Origin of the sequence: Lysobacter capsici, from assembly GCF_014779555.2 — a bacterium.
In the GTDB taxonomy this organism is placed as follows: Bacteria; Pseudomonadota; Gammaproteobacteria; order Xanthomonadales; family Xanthomonadaceae; genus Lysobacter; species Lysobacter capsici.
Map to the genome: position 1 here is coordinate 5,579,307 of NZ_CP094357.1, position 15,426 is coordinate 5,594,732.

Annotated in this window: 14 protein-coding genes; 9 read left to right on the forward strand and 5 right to left on the reverse strand. The window is 67.8% G+C overall.

Annotated elements, in window-relative coordinates; genetic code table 11:
• Positions 1 to 8: 8 nt before the first annotated feature.
• From IEQ11_RS23010 to IEQ11_RS23035, 6 genes are all read left to right on the forward strand, one after another.
• Positions 9 to 4,559, forward strand: coding sequence for a non-ribosomal peptide synthetase (locus IEQ11_RS23010; protein ID WP_191821089.1), 4,551 nt, complete (start codon positions 9 to 11; stop codon positions 4,557 to 4,559).
• The gene (locus tag IEQ11_RS23015; RefSeq protein ID WP_191821088.1) at positions 4,556 to 5,899 is read left to right on the forward strand and encodes an MFS transporter; all 1,344 of its coding nucleotides are present in this window, start codon (positions 4,556 to 4,558) and stop codon (positions 5,897 to 5,899) included. Before IEQ11_RS23010 ends, IEQ11_RS23015 begins: the two co-directional genes overlap by 4 nt.
• A 250-nt stretch (positions 5,900 to 6,149) precedes the next feature.
• Entirely contained in the window at positions 6,150 to 6,965 is an 816-nt protein-coding gene (locus IEQ11_RS23020) for a DUF6875 domain-containing protein (protein WP_191821087.1), read from the forward strand.
• Between the two features lie 40 nt (positions 6,966 to 7,005).
• Positions 7,006 to 8,349 carry an FAD-dependent oxidoreductase gene (locus tag IEQ11_RS23025; RefSeq protein ID WP_036110184.1) on the forward strand — a complete coding sequence of 448 codons (1,344 nt, stop codon included), beginning with the start codon at positions 7,006 to 7,008 and terminating at the stop codon, positions 8,347 to 8,349.
• A 76-nt stretch (positions 8,350 to 8,425) separates the two neighbouring features.
• Positions 8,426 to 8,824: a hypothetical protein gene (locus IEQ11_RS23030; protein WP_191821086.1), complete on the forward strand. Its 399-nt coding sequence runs from the start codon at positions 8,426 to 8,428 to the stop codon at positions 8,822 to 8,824.
• Positions 8,825 to 8,888: 64 nt separating this feature from the next.
• Positions 8,889 to 9,341 carry a hypothetical protein gene (locus IEQ11_RS23035; protein WP_191821085.1) on the forward strand — a complete coding sequence of 151 codons (453 nt, stop codon included), beginning with the start codon at positions 8,889 to 8,891 and terminating at the stop codon, positions 9,339 to 9,341.
• Positions 9,342 to 9,364: 23 nt separating this feature from the next.
• Here IEQ11_RS23035 and pdxR read toward each other — a convergent pair whose 3' ends face one another.
• Complete coding sequence (gene pdxR, locus IEQ11_RS23040; RefSeq protein ID WP_191821084.1) at positions 9,365 to 10,819, reverse strand: MocR-like pyridoxine biosynthesis transcription factor PdxR; 1,455 nt, start codon at positions 10,817 to 10,819, stop codon at positions 9,365 to 9,367.
• Positions 10,820 to 10,907: 88 nt separating this feature from the next.
• On the opposite strand from pdxR, the gene IEQ11_RS23045 reads away from it, so the two are divergent.
• From IEQ11_RS23045 to IEQ11_RS23055, 3 genes are all read left to right on the forward strand, one after another.
• Complete coding sequence (locus IEQ11_RS23045) at positions 10,908 to 11,603, forward strand: glutathione binding-like protein (protein ID WP_191821083.1); 696 nt, start codon at positions 10,908 to 10,910, stop codon at positions 11,601 to 11,603.
• A 209-nt stretch (positions 11,604 to 11,812) separates the two neighbouring features.
• Positions 11,813 to 12,616 (forward strand): MBL fold metallo-hydrolase, encoded by an 804-nt coding sequence (locus IEQ11_RS23050; protein WP_191821082.1) that lies wholly within the window; start codon positions 11,813 to 11,815, stop codon positions 12,614 to 12,616.
• A gap of 119 nt (positions 12,617 to 12,735) precedes the next feature.
• Positions 12,736 to 13,209, forward strand: coding sequence for a cupin domain-containing protein (locus tag IEQ11_RS23055; RefSeq protein WP_191821081.1), 474 nt, complete (start codon positions 12,736 to 12,738; stop codon positions 13,207 to 13,209).
• 20 nt (positions 13,210 to 13,229) lie between these two features.
• On the opposite strand, the gene IEQ11_RS23060 is transcribed toward IEQ11_RS23055, so the two are convergent.
• From IEQ11_RS23060 to IEQ11_RS23075, 4 genes are all read right to left on the reverse strand, one after another.
• Positions 13,230 to 13,577 carry an ArsR/SmtB family transcription factor gene (locus IEQ11_RS23060; RefSeq protein WP_036110161.1) on the reverse strand — a complete coding sequence of 116 codons (348 nt, stop codon included), beginning with the start codon at positions 13,575 to 13,577 and terminating at the stop codon, positions 13,230 to 13,232.
• Positions 13,567 to 14,025, reverse strand: a complete 459-nt coding sequence (locus tag IEQ11_RS23065; protein WP_191821080.1) for an SRPBCC family protein — start codon at positions 14,023 to 14,025, stop codon at positions 13,567 to 13,569. Before IEQ11_RS23065 ends, IEQ11_RS23060 begins: the two co-directional genes overlap by 11 nt.
• A gap of 214 nt (positions 14,026 to 14,239) precedes the next feature.
• A complete protein-coding gene (locus IEQ11_RS23070) occupies positions 14,240 to 14,674 on the reverse strand; it encodes a hypothetical protein (protein ID WP_191821079.1) in 435 nt (144 codons plus the stop codon).
• Between the two features lie 84 nt (positions 14,675 to 14,758).
• Positions 14,759 to 15,271 carry a hypothetical protein gene (locus IEQ11_RS23075; protein WP_191821078.1) on the reverse strand — a complete coding sequence of 171 codons (513 nt, stop codon included), beginning with the start codon at positions 15,269 to 15,271 and terminating at the stop codon, positions 14,759 to 14,761.
• Between the last annotated feature and the right edge of the window lie 155 nt (positions 15,272 to 15,426).

Consider the following 15,426-nt stretch of genomic DNA (forward strand, 5'->3'; position numbering starts at 1 on the left):
CGCACCGCATGAACCCGTCTTCCTCCAATCCCGCCGACACCGGCGCCGACACCACCGTCTCCGACGCGGCGGCCGAGCGACTGGCGCGACTGAGCCCGCAACAGCGCGAACTGCTGTTGCGTCAGCTCGCCGCGCGCAACGCCGCGGCCGCGCCGAAGCCCGACGCGGTGACGCGCCGCAGCGTCGCCGGCATGGCGTTGCCGTTGTCGCCGGCGCAGCAGCGGATGTGGTTCTTCGAGCGGTTCCAGCCGGGCACCGGCGCGTATCACGTCTGCGATCACCTTCGCCTGCGCGGCGCGCTCGATGTCGCCGTCTTGCGCAACGCGTTCGCGCATATCGTTCGCCGTCACGACACCTTGCGCACCGGCTTCAGCGAAGTCGCCGGCGAGCCGCGCCAGACCGTGTTAGAAGACGTGGCCTTCGACATTCCGACCATCGACCTGAGCCATCTGGCGCCGGAACTGCGCGAGCAGGAAATCCAGCGTCTGGTCGACGCCGAGACCGAGCGTCCGTTCGATCTGGGCAAGCCGCCGCTGATGCGCGCGAGCCTGCTGCGGGTCGACGCGCACGATCACGTGCTGATGGTCGTGCTGCATCACATCGTCTCCGACGCGTGGTCGATCGGAGTGATCTACGACGAACTCGGCCGTCTGTACGCGGCCGGCCTCGACGGCGCGTCGCTCGACGCGGCATTGCCCGAACTGGCCGTGCAGTTCGGCGACTGCGTGTTGTGGCAGCGCGAACCGGCGCAGGAACAGCGCGTCGCCGCGCACATGGCGTTCTGGCGCGATGCGTTGGCCGGCCATGCCGGCCTGCTCGATCTGCCGACCGACCAGCCGCGTTCGGCGACCGCGCTCGGACGCGGACGCCGGCAGTCGCTGCAGCTGCCCAAGGCCTTGGCCGACGGCGTGGCCGAACTCGCGCGGCGCGAAGGCGCGACCTTGTTCATGGCCTTGCTGGCCGCGTTCCAGACCCTGCTCGCGCGTCACAGCGGCCAGGACGACATCGTGGTCGGTTCGCCGGTCGCCAACCGCGGCCTGGCCGAATCGACGCCGTTGATCGGCCTGTTCGTCAACACCGTGGCGCTGCGCGGCGACCTGAGCGGCGATCCCTCGTTCCGTCAGTTGCTGGCGCGCACGCGCTCGCATTGCCTGGACGCGTTCGAACACGTGCAGGCGCCGCTTGAGCGCGTGGTCGATCAATTGCGGATCGAGCGCGTGCCCGGCCGCACGCCGCTGTTCCAGACCATGTTCGTGCTGCAGAACGCGGTCGGCGCGCCGCTGAGCCTGCCCGGCCTGGAACTGGACTGGATCAATCCGCAGACCCAGGCCGCGCGCTTCGAACTGACCTTGTCGCTGGCCGCCGGCTCCGACGGCATCAACGGCGTGCTCGACTACGACATCGACCTGTTCGACGCCGGCACCGCGCAGCGTCTGCTGCGCCAGTTCGAACACCTGCTCGGCGATGCGCTCGCGCATCCCGACCGGCCGCTGTCGCAGCTCGCGCTGCTGGACGAGGCCGATCGCAATGAATTGCTGCGTCTGGGCCATGGCGGCGACGCCGAGCTCGACGAGGCGCACGAGCATCTGTACGCGATGTTCGCGCAGCAGGCCGCGCGCACGCCCGATGCGGTCGCCTTGATCGAACCCGACCGCGAGCTGACCTATCGCGAGCTGCTGCAACGCGCCAACGGCCTCGGCCTTGCGTTGCAGGCGCTCGGCGTCGGCGCGGAATCGCGGGTCGGCGTATTGACCGATCGCTCGATCGAGGCGCTGGTCGCGGTGCTCGGCGTGCTCGCCGCGGGCGCGGCCTATCTGCCGCTCGACCCGGCGCATCCGGACGAACGCCTGCATTTCCTGCTCGACGACACCGCCGCGCTGGCGCTGGTGGCGCCGCCGCAGTGGCGCGCGCGCGCCGACGCCTTGAACCTGCGCGTGCCGGTGCTGATCAGCGACGAAATCGCCGCGTCGGCGAATGCGCCCGCGCTCGAATTCGCGCCCGGACACGCCGCCTACGTCATCTACACCTCCGGTTCGACCGGCCAGCCCAAGGGCGTGGTGATCGAGCACCGCGGCGCGGCGAATCTGACCCGCGGCTTCATGGCGCGGCACGATTTCAAGGATCAGCGCTTGCTGATGATCCCGCCGCTGGTGTTCGACGCCTCGGTCGGCGATGTGTTCCCGGCCTTGGCGAGCGGTTCGGCGTTGGTGCTGCATCCCAATCCGACCGAGCTGGGCCCGTTCGAACTCGAAGCGTTCTGCCGCGAGCACCGGATCAGCGCGATCGACGCGCCGGCCGCGCTGTGGCGGCGCTGGAGCGAAGGCTGGTCGACGATCGTGCGCAGCGAGCCGCTGCTGCCGCATCTGCGCTTGATGATGATCGGCGGCGAGAGCGTCGCGGTCGAACAGGTGCGCCGCTTCGCCCAGATCACCGACGGCCGGGTTGCGCTGAGCAATCACTACGGCCCGACCGAGACGTCGGTGTGCGCGGCCATGCTCAGCACGGTCGATGCCAGCGAATACGTCGCGCGCGAGCTGCCGATCGGCCGTCCGTTGCCGGGCGTGCGGCTGTACGTGCTCGATCCGCACGGCGCATTGGCGCCGCGCGGCGTGGTCGGCGAGCTGTGCATCGGCGGCCTCGGCGTGGCGCGCGGCTATCTCAATCAACCCGAGCTCAGCGCGACGAGTTTTCCGCCCGATCCGTTCGCGGCCGATGGCCGGCTGTACCGCACCGGCGATCTTGCGCGCTGGAACAGCGACGGCAGTCTGCAATTCCTCGGCCGCCGCGATCATCAGATCAAGCTGCGCGGCTTCCGCATCGAACTGGGCGAGATCGAAACCGCGCTGGAGTCGCATGCGCAGGTCGAAGCCGCGGTGGTGCTGCTGCGCGAAGACCGGCCCGGCGACAAGCGCCTGGTCGCCTACGTCGTCGCCGACGACGCCAGCGGCCCGAACCAGTGGCGCGAGCATCTCGCCCGCAGCCTGCCCGAAGCGCTGCTGCCCTCGGCGTATGTGCGTCTGCCGGCGATGCCGCTCAACCGCAACGGCAAGGTCGATCGCAAGGCGCTGCCCGAACCGAGCGCCGAACTGCTGGTCGAACGTACCGTAATCGAAGCGCGGACCGACACCGAACGCGCCGTGCTCGCGGTCTGGCGCGACGTGCTCGGCCGCGAGGAGATCAGCGCCGACGACGATTTCTTCTCGATCGGCGGCGATTCGCTGATGACCCTGCCGCTGGTGTTCAAGCTGCATGCCGCGCTCGGCGTGGAACTACCGCTGGCCTCGGTGTTCGCCGCGCCGACCCTGGCCGCGCAGGCGCGTCGCATCGACGAGCTGCTGTCGGGCGAAGCGGCCGACGAATTCGATCTGGCCGCGCAGGTACAGCTCGCCGACGAAATTCATCCGCGCAACGCCGCATTGCCGGCCGCATCGCGCGCCAACCCGCGCTCGGCCTTCATCACCGGCGCCACCGGCTTCCTCGGCGCCTACATGGTGCGCGAACTGCTCGACGTGAGCAGCGCCGAAGTCGTCTGCCTGGTGCGCGCCGCCGATGCCGACGAAGGCCTCGCGCGCATTCGCGCCAACCTGCACGGCTACGGCCTGTGGCGCAGCGGCGACGAAGCGCGTCTGGCGATCGTGCTCGGCGACCTCGCGCAACCGCGCATGGGCCTGGACGAAGCCGCATTCGATGCGCTCGCGCAGCGCGCCGAGGTGATCTTCCACAACGGCGGCCAGGTCAATTTCCTAGCGCCCTATCAGCATCTGGAAGCGGCCAATGTCGGCGGCACCCGCGAAGTGCTGCGGCTGGCGACCTTGCACCGGCTCAAGCCGGTGCATCTGGTCTCCACCCTCGGCGTCTGCCTGACCGCGTCGAATCTCGACCGCACCGTGTTCGAATCCGATCCGCCGCCGAGCGCCGACGAACAGTACGGCGGCTACAACCAGAGCAAATGGGTCGGCGAACAACTGGCCCTGGTCGCGCGCGAACGCGGCCTGCCGGTGGCGATCTATCGGCCGGCGCGGATCACCGGCGACAGCCACACCGGCGCCAGCAATCTGGGCGATTACTTCAACGCCTGGCTCAAGGGCTGCGTGCAGATGGGTCGCGCGCCGCACCTGCCCAACGAAGCCTTCGACATGGCGCCGGTGGACTACGTCGGCCGCTCGATCGTGCGCATCGCGCTCGGCGCGGGCGACGCCAACGGCAACTTCCATTTCTACAACCGCCGCCGCCTGCCGATCCCGACCGCCGTGGCGACCCTGCGCGAAGCCGGCTTGGCGCTGGAGGAAATCGACTACCAGCAGTGGCGGCGCGAATTGCTAGCGAACGCGGCGGTGTCGCGCGACAACGCACTGGCGCCGTTCGCCGGTTTGTTCCCGGCCAATCCCGATCCGCGCGAACCCAGCTTCGATTGCAGCGCGGTCACCCGCGCGGTCGAACCGCTCGGCTTGATCTGTCCGCCGGCCGACGCGGCCTTGCTGCGTCTGTACGTGCGCTTCATGCAATCGCGCGATTTCTTTCCCGCGAACACGAAGGCGATCGCGGAGGTGAGCGCATGAATCCGTGGGCCGGCCTGCGCAACTTCCTGCTGATCTGGTTCGGCCAGCTGGTCTCCGGCGTCGGCTCGCGCCTGACCGCGTTCGCGCTGGGCGTGTGGGTGTTGCAGACCACCGGCTCGACCACGCGCTTCGCGATGGTGTTCGTGGCGATGGCGGTGCCGTCGCTGCTGATCTCGCCGATCGCCGGCGCCCTGGTCGATCGCTGGGACCGTCGCCGCACCATGATCGCGTGCGAGGCGATCTCGGCCACCACCATGCTCGCGATGGCCGGCCTGCTGGCCAGCGGCCATCTGGCCATGTGGCATATCTACGTCGGCGTCGGCATCACCGCGCTCGCCAACGCGTTCCTGCAACCGGCCTACGCCGCGAGCATTCCGCTGCTGGCCACCTCCGATCAGCTGACCCGGGTCAACGGCCTGGTCCAGACCGGTTTCGCGATCGCCCAGGTCGGCGGCCCGCTGCTGGCCGGCATCCTGGTCAGCACGATCTCGATGCAGGGCGTGCTGATCGTCGACGCGCTGACCTTCGTGACCGGCCTGCTGGCGCTGGTGTGGGCGCGGATACCGCGTCCGCAGCGCAGCTCGGACGACGAGGAACGCGGCCTGTGGCACGAAGCGGCGACGGGCTTTGCCTACGTGCGCGATCGCCGCGGCCTGTTCGGCCTGCTGATCGTGTTCGGCCTGAGCAACTTCATGTTCGGCATCGCCAGCATCGCGATCACGCCGCTGATCCTGTCGTTGGCCGATCCGGCCTTGCTCGGCATGCAGATGGCGATCGGCGGCGTCGGCCTGCTGGTCGGCGGCGTGGCGATGACCACCTGGGGCGGACCGCGCCGGCGCGTGGTCGGCGTGCTCGGCTTCTCGATGCTGGCCGGCGTGTTCCTGGCCGCGCACGGGCTGCGGCCGTCGTTCGCGCTGGTGGTGGTGGCCGGGTTCCTGTTCTTCCTCAGCGTTCCGATCATCAACGCCAGCAACGCCACGCTGTGGCAGAGCAAGGTGCCGGCCGATCTGCAGGGCCGCTGCTTCGCGATCCAGCGCGTGCTCGCCGAGGCGGCGATGCCGTTGGCGTTCTGCCTGGCCGGACCGCTGGCCGAGCACGTGTTCGAACCGTTGATGGCGGTCGACGGCCCGCTGGCCGGTTCGATCGGCCTGTTGATCGGCACCGGTCCCGGCCGAGGCCTGAGCCTGATGTTCATCGTGCTGGGCCTGTCGATGGTGGCGATCGCCGCGGTCGCCTGGTCGGTGCGTTCCATTCGCGAAGTCGAAGAGCAGTTGCCCGACGCGCCGGTCGCGGTCGAGCAAGGCGAGATCGACCAGACCCCAATCAAATGCGTGGCCTGAGTCGCTCAGGCATCAACAAGGAGTCGTTCATGCAAGACCCACTCATCGATCCAGGGCCGTATCGCGCGGTACGCGACCGTCGCGACCGAAGCTGTACACCGCCGCTCGACGATGCGTTCGCCGGCGGCGAGCGCGGGTAAGGATTCAACCGCAGTGCCTCGCCGATGCCGGCGAGTTATGGACGGACACGCGCGCGCATACACCGCGGCGCGGTCTGAGCTAAGCCAAGTGATGCAGGGATGAAATGGCAATGACCCCAGACAACGACTCGACCCCGGTCATCGATTCCGACCGCCTGCTGATGCAGGGACAGGCTTTCGTCGAGAGCCCGATCGCCGCGGTGCGCGGCAAACTGCTGCAGGCCTCCGTGGTCGAACGCGAACAGGACCCGAGCGCGCCGCTGCCGCAGACCGTGGCGTGGATACGCACCTTCCTCGCCCGTCCGCACCCGGACGTGGGCCGGCCGGGACCGGTGTGTCCGTTCACGCCGACCGCGCTCGCGCTCGACACGATCTGGCTGGCGGAGATCCACGACCGCGATGTCAGCGTCGACAGGATTACCCAACTGATCGGCGAATACCGCGACCTGTTCGCCGAAATCGAACCGCGCACCGGGCAGGTGGCGATCAACAAGACCGTGCTGATCGTGTTCCCGCATCTGGGCGACGAAGCGGCGGCGTTCATCGACGAAGTGCAGCAGCAATTGAAGCCGAGCTTCGTCGACCTGGGCCTGATGCTCGGCGAGTTCCATGCGACCAACGAAAGCCCCGGCTTGCGCAATCCGGACTTCCGTCCGCTGCGCAGCCCGGTGCCGATGCTCGCGATCCGGCACATGGTCGAAACCGACCTGCCGTTCCTGCGCCGCTCGCTGGACACGCCGCAGGTGCGCGGCCAGTACCTGCGTTCCTACCTGCGCCGGCTCGGCCCGACGGTGCGGCGCAACTATTTCGAGCAGGCGGTCACCGCGCTGGTCGATGCGGAACTGGAAGTGCGCGCGCTGAAGCGGCCCAAGGCCGACAAGTCGGCCGACAAGGCCGAAAAAGCCGACAAACCGGTGCGCGCCTGAGTCGCCGCCGACACCTTCGAATGTACGGATACTGACTTCGATGACTGAGCAAGACATCAACGCCGGCGGACGCGTGGCGATCGTCGGCGGCGGCCTGGCCGGTTCGCTGCTGGCCTTGTCGCTGGCGCGCCAGGGCGTGGGCGTGGACGTGTACGAACGGCGCCCGGACCCGCGCGTCGGCCTGAGCGAGGGCGGACGCTCGATCAACCTGGGCCTGTCCAAGCGCGGCATCCAGGCGCTGACCGAGGTCGGCCTGATCGATCAGGTGATGCCGCTGTCGGTGGTGATGGGCGGCCGGGTGATCCATGCGCCCGACGGCAGCACCCGCTTCCAGCCCTACGGCAAGGATCGCGGCGAAGTGCTGCATTCGATAGACCGCAACGAACTCAATCGCTTGCTGCTCGATCACGCCCAGCGTCATCCGCAGGTGCGCCTGCATTTCAACCATCGCCTGGAGCGGATCGACAAGGCCCGGCGCGAGCTGGAGTTCGATCACGACGGCGAGAAAGTGCGCGCGCAACCGGCCTGGGTGGTCGGCGCGGACGGCGCGTTTTCGCGCGCGCGCCAGGAAATGCAGCGCGGCGAACGCGCCGATTACCACCAGGAATACCTGGAGTGGGGCTACAAGGAACTCAGTCTGGCGGCGCTGCCCGGCGGCGGTTCGCAGATCGAACTCGAAGCGCTGCATGTGTGGCCGCGCGTGCATTGCTTCTTCGTCTCGCATCCCAACCGCGACGGCTCGCATACGCTGACCTTGTTCCTGCCGCATGAAGGTCCCGACAGCTTCGCGACCACGCGTACGCCGGACGAGGTGCGCGCGTTGTTCAACAAATATTTTCCGGACTTGATCCCGCTGCTGCCCAACTTGGTCGACGATTGGGTCAGTCACCCGACCGGCTCGCTGATCACCACCCGCACCGCGCCGTGGAGCATGGACGAGTGGATCGTGCTGGTCGGCGATGCCTGCCACGCGGTGTATCCGTTCTACGGCCAGGGCATGAACTCGGCGTTCGAGGATTGCTCGGCGCTGATGGCCGCGTTCGCCGCGCACCCGCGCGACCGCCGCGCCGCCTTTATCGCCTACGAGCAGTCGCGCAGGCCGCACACCGACACCCTGGCCGAGCTGTCGAAGGCCAATTTCATCGAGCTCAAGCAGAAGGTGCAGTCGTTCTGGTTCCTCGCGCGCAAGCGCGTCGACGCCGCTCTGAACCGGCTGCTGCCCAAGACCTGGCTGCCGCTGTACACGATGATCGCCCACACCACCATGCCGTATGGCGATGCGCTCAAGCGCTCGCGGCAGCAGGAAAAAATCCTGCTCGGCGCGGTCTCGGCGTTGGCGCTGGTGGTGGTCGGCGCGGGCGTGTGGGTGGGCCGGCTGCTGTGAGCCGGCGCCACCGGTGAGCCGCTTGCCGCAAGCGGCTTTCATCGGATCGACACGATCTTGCGATAAGGATATCGGCATGAACGAGAACTCTGCGATCCAAGCCCGCCTGCCCCAGGCCGCCCTGACCGACGCCGAAGGCATCGAAACCGGCCTGAGCCAGGCCGCCCTGACCGACGCCGAAGGCATCGAAACCGGCCTGAGCCAGGACGGGCTCGCCCGCTGCGGCGAGCGCGAACTGGGGCTGTTGCGCGCGTTGCATGGCTCGCGCGACGACGCGGCCATCCGGATGCCGTCGCATGGCGGCGCCGACCCGGGCCTGGGCGGCGGCTTGAGCCCCGACGAGCGGGCGCTGCTGCTGGCCGCGTTCGGCATCGATGCGCGCACTCGCCCGTTGAGCCTGCTCGCGGTCGATTTCATCCGCACCCGCCGGCGTCTGCGCGACGCGCGGCCACGGACCGCCGAGGCGACCTGCTGAGTCGGCCGCGGCGCAGCACGACTAAACTGATGGCGTCCGAACCGCCGCCATCGCGTACCGATCGATGATCCGCCGCAAGACCCAGCTCGACAGCACCGGTTGCGGCCTGGCCTGCGTGGCCATGCTGGGCCATATCGGCTATGCGCAGGCGCGTTCGCTCGCGCGCCAGCTCGGCATCGTGCCGAAAACGTTGGGCGAAGCCAGCGGCGGCAACGCTCGTCACAGACGCAAGGCCTACTACACCAGCGCCAACGAACTGGCGCGGATGCTGCGCCTGCTCGGCGCGCGCCCCGGCCGCGAGCGCATGCTCGAGCGCGCCGACGCGCTCGACAGCGACGGCATTCTCGGCATCAACCCCAACCCGCGTGACGGCAGCTGGCATTGGGTGGTGTACATCCACGACGACCCCGGCGGCTACGTGCTCGACCCGAATCCGCGCGTACGCAGCGAACGCCGCACCGATCTGCGCCGGATGCGCTGCCGCAGTTTCCTGCCGGTGGCTGTTCGCGTGGAGTGATCGCGACGCGACGAGCGCGCCGGTTACAGCGATTCCAGCGCGCGCCGTACCCGCCGCAACGCCACGCCGATCTCGTCGGCATCGATCACCCCGTAACCGAAGGTGATCGCCGGCCGCGGCAGCGGCGCGATCGCGTAGTCGTCGATCGTCTGCGCGCCCGGCAACAGCGGCAGCGCGCGCGCCAGGATCGCCGGCGCGAGCGCCGGATCGCGGATGCGCGCGGCCAGATGCAAGCCTGCTTCGGATGGGATCGGCTGCATCCACGGGTCCAGTTCGTCGCGCAGTCCCGTCAGCAAGGCGTCGCGCCGTTCGCCGTAGATCGCGCGCATGCGCCGCACATGGCGGGCCAGATGGCCATCGCGGATGAACGCGGCGAGCACCGACTGGCCGACGGTGTCGCAATGCGAATCGGCGCAGTGCTTGACCGTGATCAGAGCATCGCGCGCCCACGCCGGGGCGACGATGAAGCCCTTGCGCAGCGCCGGAAACAGACTTTTTGAAAACGTGCCGACGTAGAACACCAGCGCATCGCGGTCCAGAGTCTGCAGCGCATCCAGCGGCCGGCCGCCGAAGCGGAACTCGCCGTCGTAGTCGTCCTCGATCACGATCGCATTGCACCGTCGCGCGAAGTCGAGCAAGGCGCGCCGCCGCGACAGCGACAAGGCCACGCCGGTCGGCGACTGATGCGACGGGGTCACGCTGATCACCCGCACGTCCTCGGGCAACTGCTCCACGCACAGGCCTTCGTCGTCGACCGGCATCGGCACCAGCCGCGCACCGGCGGCGGCGAACGCGGCGCGCACCGGCGGGTAACCGGGCTCTTCGACCGCGACTTTCGTAACGCCCGGCGTCACCAGCAAACGCGCGAGCAGATCGAAGGCCTGCTGCGCGCCCGAGGTCACGATCACATCGTCGGCGACGCAGGCCACCGCGCGCGCGAACGCGACGTGCTGGGCGATCGCCTCGCGCAATTCGGCGATGCCCTCCGACGGCGGATAGCTGAAACGGGTCTTCGACCACGCGCGCAGCGATTGCGCCGACAGGCGTCGCCACACGTCGTGCGGGAAATGGCGGTGATCGGGAATGCCGAGGCGGAAGCAGCGCTCGGGCAGCCGCCGCGGCGGCTCGGGGCGCAGGAACGGCGTGCGCCAGAACGGGTTGAGCCGCGGGTCTTCGATGCCGGCCGCCAGCGACCGCGGCCCGCGCCGGTCGCGGCGTCCGGCGACGTCGGCGACCACCGCCTTGGCGCCCGCGCGCGGCGTCGCGTAGCCCTCGGCGATCAACAGGTCGTACGCGGTCACCACGGTGTTGCGGGCGATCCCCAGCGCGCTGGCGACCTGGCGCGTGGCCGGCAGCGCCGAGCCCGCGGCCAGGCGGCCGTCGAGGATCGCCGCGCGCAGTTGCTGGTGCAGCGCCTGGGTCAGGGTGCCCTGGCCGCGCTCCGGCAAGACCAGCGGAAACTGGAAAACTGGTTCCATTGAATCTCCCCAATCTGGACCAACCATGGCACCAGCTTACGCCTAAGCTGCAGTCATGAAAGCGGCCCCTGCCGCGCGGAGCGCCCCGATGATCGACCTGTATTTCGCCGCCACGCCCAACGGCCTCAAGCTGCGCCTGTACCTGGAAGAGACCGGCCTGGCCCACCGCGTGGTGCCGGTCAAGCTGTCGGCCGGCGAGCAGTTCCAGCCGGAGTTCCTGGCGATTTCGCCGAACAACAAGATCCCGGCGATCGTCGACCACGCGCCCGCCGACGGCGGCGAGCCGCTGGCGGTGTTCGAATCCGGCGCGATCTTGCTCTACCTCGCGCGCAAGACCGGGCTGCTGTGGCCGCGCGAAGAACGCGCGCAACTGCAGGCCACCCAATGGCTGTTCTGGCAGATGGCCGGGCTCGGCCCGATGGCCGGCCAGGCCGGACACTTCCGCGCCCACGCGCCCGAAGCGGTGCCGTATGCAATCGAACGCTACACCCGCGAGGTGAAGCGCCTGTTCGGTGTGCTCGACCGGCAATTGCAGGGCCGCGACTTCATCGTCGGCGAGACTTACTCGATCGCCGATATCGCCTGCTATCCGTGGATCGTGCCGCACGCCGGCCTGGGCCAGACCCTCGCCGACACCCCGAATCTGCAAGCCTGGTTCGAACGCATCCGCGCGCGGCCGGCGACGCAGCGCGCGTATCAGGGCGTCGACGACCCGTATGCGAAAACGGCGAACTTCAGCGACGAGGAACGCAAGGTCTTGTTCGGTCAAGGCGCGCAGAAGTAAGCCGCGACTTCGCCGCAAGCGACACCGCGACACGGATACCCATACCGCTGCGCCGTTTCGATAGCGACACACCACATCCCCGCCCGTCCGCATTTACGGGAATGACGGACTCATAAAAACGAATCCAACCGAAGACGGTCCACGCCGTCACGGCAGCGCTTTGCCCGCTTGAACCACAAACCCACATCGCCACCTCGACGAGGCCCGCCATGCATCCGATCTGCGAAACCTGCGGCACCCAGTTCGCCGAAGCCTCCGCGCCGCCCGAGCGCTGCCCGATCTGCGAAGACGAACGCCAGTACGTCGGCTGGAACGGCCAGCGCTGGACCACCCATGAAGCGATGGCGCAACGCTACAGCCTGCGTTTCGAAGACGACGCCGGCGTGCTCGGCATCGGCCTGAGCCCGGACTTCGCCATCAACCAGCGCGCGATCTACCTGCAGACCGATGCCGGCAACATCCTGTGGGAATGCCTGACCCTGGTCACTGACGAAGCCGTGGCCGAATTGAAGGCGCGCGGCGGTGTCGACCTGATCGCGATCTCGCACCCGCACTTCTACGCCTCGATGGTCGAGTGGAGCCAGGCGCTCGGCGGCGTGCCGATCTATCTGCACGAGGCCGACCGCGAATGGGTGCAACGCGATTCGCCGCTGATCCGCTACTGGAGCGGCGACGAACTGGCGCTGTCGCCCGACGTCACCCTGATCCGCTGCGGCGGCCACTTCACCGGCAGCACCGCGCTGCACTGGCGGCGCGGCGGCGAACGCGGCGATGCGCTGTTCCCCGGCGACGCGCTGCAGGTCGTGTCCGACCGCCGCCACGTGACCTTCATGTACAGCTACCCGAACTACATCCCGATGAAGCCGAGCGACGTGCATGCGATGCAAGAGCGCGTGTCGCGCTACGGCTTCGGGGATGTGTACGGCTACACCTGGGGTCGCAACATCGTCGGCGGCGGGCGCGATGCGGTGGATGCGTCGTTTGAGCGTTATTTCGCTGCGATTGCGGGTTGATGAGTGGTTGTTCGATCGAAGACTGCCTGAGCGACGACGACACGCTTGATGGACGGCGTGTCGTTTATTGAGGTTCTTCGGTCCCTTCTGAATTTTCGACCTCTACTGGAGCTATTGCCATGACTCTTGGCCCCGACACACTGCATCAATACCTGCCCGCGCGCATCAGCACCAGCGCCGACCTGCCCTGGATCCCCTCGGCCACCCGCGGCAAGTACGCCAAGCCGCTGCGCTTCTTCGCCGATGACCGCGGCTTCGTCGAACTGCTGCGCATGGACCCCGGCGTGACCATGCCGCTACACCGGCATACCGGCGAGATCCACGCCTACAACCTCAGCGGCACCCGCCAGCTGTGCACCGGCGAACTGATCGGCCCGGGCGATTACGTGTTCGAACCGCCCGGCAACGTCGACTGGTGGAAGATCGTCGGCAACGAACCGATGATCGCGCTGGTGGTGGTGATGGGCACGGTCGAATTCCTCGGCCCTGGCGGCAGCGTGCGCGCCCGCGCCAACGCCACGACCCAACGCGCGGAGTACGAGCAGTACTGCCGCGAGCATCGGCGGGCGGTGCTGGATCTGACCGATCGGTGAGGGTCCGGGCGTTGCCGCGATCAGCCCTCGACGAACGCCTGCAACCGCAACAGCGCCTGCTCCCACTGTCCGGCGATGCTTTCCAGCGAACGTCGCGCCTCGTCGATCTGCGCGGGCTCGAACTCCCACAAGCGCTCGCGCCCGACCTTCAGATCGCGCGCCAGCCCGGCTTCGGCCAAGACCTGAAGGTGCTTGGTCACCGCCTGCCGGGTGATCTGCGTGGTCGCGGTCAACTGCGCGATCGAAAACGCCCCGCCCGCGCACAAGGCCACCAGCAGGCGCAGCCGCGTCTCGTCGCCGAGCGCGCCGAACACCCGCGCCGACTTGCGCAGCGCGGGCGCTTTCAATGCCGCCGGCTTAGCTGACATAGCGTTCGATATTCTTGATCTGCTCGTCCCAGCCGCCGGAATTCATCCGGAACGCCTCTTCGCGCCGCGCCGCCGGCACCTTGTCGAAGCCCGACTCGACCGTACGCAACAGCGTGCCGCCTTCGACCTCTTCCAAAGTGAACTCGACCAGGGTCGGCTCCTCGGTGGAGTAATCGATCGCCGGATCGACCGCATACGGATGCCAGTTGAACGAGAACAGCCGCTGCGGTTGCAGTTCGCGCACGACCACCCGCATCAGCAGATGCTCGTAACCGGGGTAGGTGATGTAGCCCTGGGTGACTTCCCCGGGGACAAAGCGCTGACCCTCGAACTTCACGCCGAACCACTGGCCGAAGGACTCGGCGTCGGTCAGTGCGTGCCAGACCTTGGCGCGCGGGGCCTTGAGCAGGATCTGGCGTTCGATACGGTCGGTGGATGATGCGTTCATGACAGGCAACCTCCTGGGTGCATTTCGTGGCGGCATGCTGCCATGGCTTAAATGCAACCGTCAAGTTGCTTGTTTATCTTCCGGAAGACTCCGCCCGAGGTCGGCGCCAAACCGGCGCAGGCGTTCAGGACGGCGGTTGCTGCCTGCGTTTCCTGGATCGACGGGAACAGCCCATGAGCGCGCCTCATCGCCTCATCTATCGACGTATCCGACCTCAACCCACCGAAATGGTCGTGTCCACGCCGAACCTCACGCCCGTCAGCCGCACCGATCGCGCCACCGTCGCGAGCTCCTCGGGAAGCTCGTCGCGGCGAATCGCAGCGGCGGGAATCGCAATCAATTCGTAGGCGTCGAGGTGTCCGGAACCTCGGCTTATGTCGGTCCAGTCGTACACATACAAGCCCCGGCTCGCCAGGTCGATGTAAGAGTCCGGGCGCGGCACCTTGACCAGCATCTTGACGCCCTCGCGGTCCCGAACGCTCATGTCCAGGACCCTGGGCTCGACCTCGACGATGGGGAAGAATTCGCCGTTCAACGCCGCACTCGCGATCGGCCCCTCGCCCGCGGTAATGAATATGCCGACATTTCCGTGATCGTCGGACGCAATCCAGCCACAGTCCCTGGCGTGCGGATACGCTTGCTGATTCATATCGCTCCTTGCATGTGAATCATTCGCCGGGTCATAAGCTTGCAGGAGAAACCGGCCAGATCGGGACCGAACCCGCGCGAACGCTCAGAACGGCCACTTCCTGCCTACGATCTCGTCGATCGACCGGAACTGCTTGTGATCGCATTGGTTGAAGTGTTCCACACAACCGTAGGCATCGGTATACGCGGATCCGAGCGTACGCTGCAGCTCCTGGTTGAGGTAGGCGAGGGTCAGGTGCAAATGACAGGCCTCCATGTCGATGCGCGCCTGCCCGTCGCCGAGATAGCGCGCGATCTTCCGCACCACATCGTTCGCCAGCGGGAAGAACGAAGCGCTGACCACCGGATCGCGCCGCCACCGATTCATCAGCCTCAGTCGTATCAGCCGAGGAATTGAACTGAGCCGATCACCCGCATCCAGGCGAACGCCGCCCCAGAAAAAATCGCACACCACAGCCGGTACCGCGCTGTGCTCGCGCAGATAGTCCGTCAACACATGACGTGGATGGCCGGTGGCCCGATGCAGGGACAGATCGACCTGGCGCAGGTAGGCGCCCAGACCGACGGCGACCAGGCGATCGACTTTCTGGTGCTTCATGCAAGCCGCCTCCTTGGCAATCGGTATTCCGTATAAAGAACCGGACCCAGACGTCTGGGAAATTCTTCATCGCCAGATCCCGTCCATGGATTGGTTGTCCGGACCGGCTGGCGCGCTTGAAACGCCGCCGCGGCTAGATAGCACGCCGGCTGCGA

What these genes read in the sequence shown, in the direction of transcription:
- IEQ11_RS23020 (WP_191821087.1), top strand. Translation starts at nt 6,150, where the DNA reads ATGACCCCAGACAACGACTCGACCCCGGTCATCGATTCCGACCGCCTG.
- IEQ11_RS23010 (WP_191821089.1), top strand. Translation starts at nt 9, where the DNA reads ATGAACCCGTCTTCCTCCAATCCCGCCGACACCGGCGCCGACACCACC.
- pdxR (WP_191821084.1), bottom strand. Translation starts at nt 10,819, where the DNA reads ATGGAACCAGTTTTCCAGTTTCCGCTGGTCTTGCCGGAGCGCGGCCAG.
- IEQ11_RS23050 (WP_191821082.1), top strand. Translation starts at nt 11,813, where the DNA reads ATGCATCCGATCTGCGAAACCTGCGGCACCCAGTTCGCCGAAGCCTCC.
- IEQ11_RS23055 (WP_191821081.1), top strand. Translation starts at nt 12,736, where the DNA reads ATGACTCTTGGCCCCGACACACTGCATCAATACCTGCCCGCGCGCATC.
- IEQ11_RS23030 (WP_191821086.1), top strand. Translation starts at nt 8,426, where the DNA reads ATGAACGAGAACTCTGCGATCCAAGCCCGCCTGCCCCAGGCCGCCCTG.
- IEQ11_RS23045 (WP_191821083.1), top strand. Translation starts at nt 10,908, where the DNA reads ATGATCGACCTGTATTTCGCCGCCACGCCCAACGGCCTCAAGCTGCGC.
- IEQ11_RS23065 (WP_191821080.1), bottom strand. Translation starts at nt 14,025, where the DNA reads ATGAACGCATCATCCACCGACCGTATCGAACGCCAGATCCTGCTCAAG.
- IEQ11_RS23025 (WP_036110184.1), top strand. Translation starts at nt 7,006, where the DNA reads ATGACTGAGCAAGACATCAACGCCGGCGGACGCGTGGCGATCGTCGGC.
- IEQ11_RS23015 (WP_191821088.1), top strand. Translation starts at nt 4,556, where the DNA reads ATGAATCCGTGGGCCGGCCTGCGCAACTTCCTGCTGATCTGGTTCGGC.
- IEQ11_RS23075 (WP_191821078.1), bottom strand. Translation starts at nt 15,271, where the DNA reads ATGAAGCACCAGAAAGTCGATCGCCTGGTCGCCGTCGGTCTGGGCGCC.
- IEQ11_RS23060 (WP_036110161.1), bottom strand. Translation starts at nt 13,577, where the DNA reads ATGTCAGCTAAGCCGGCGGCATTGAAAGCGCCCGCGCTGCGCAAGTCG.
- IEQ11_RS23035 (WP_191821085.1), top strand. Translation starts at nt 8,889, where the DNA reads ATGATCCGCCGCAAGACCCAGCTCGACAGCACCGGTTGCGGCCTGGCC.
- IEQ11_RS23070 (WP_191821079.1), bottom strand. Translation starts at nt 14,674, where the DNA reads ATGAATCAGCAAGCGTATCCGCACGCCAGGGACTGTGGCTGGATTGCG.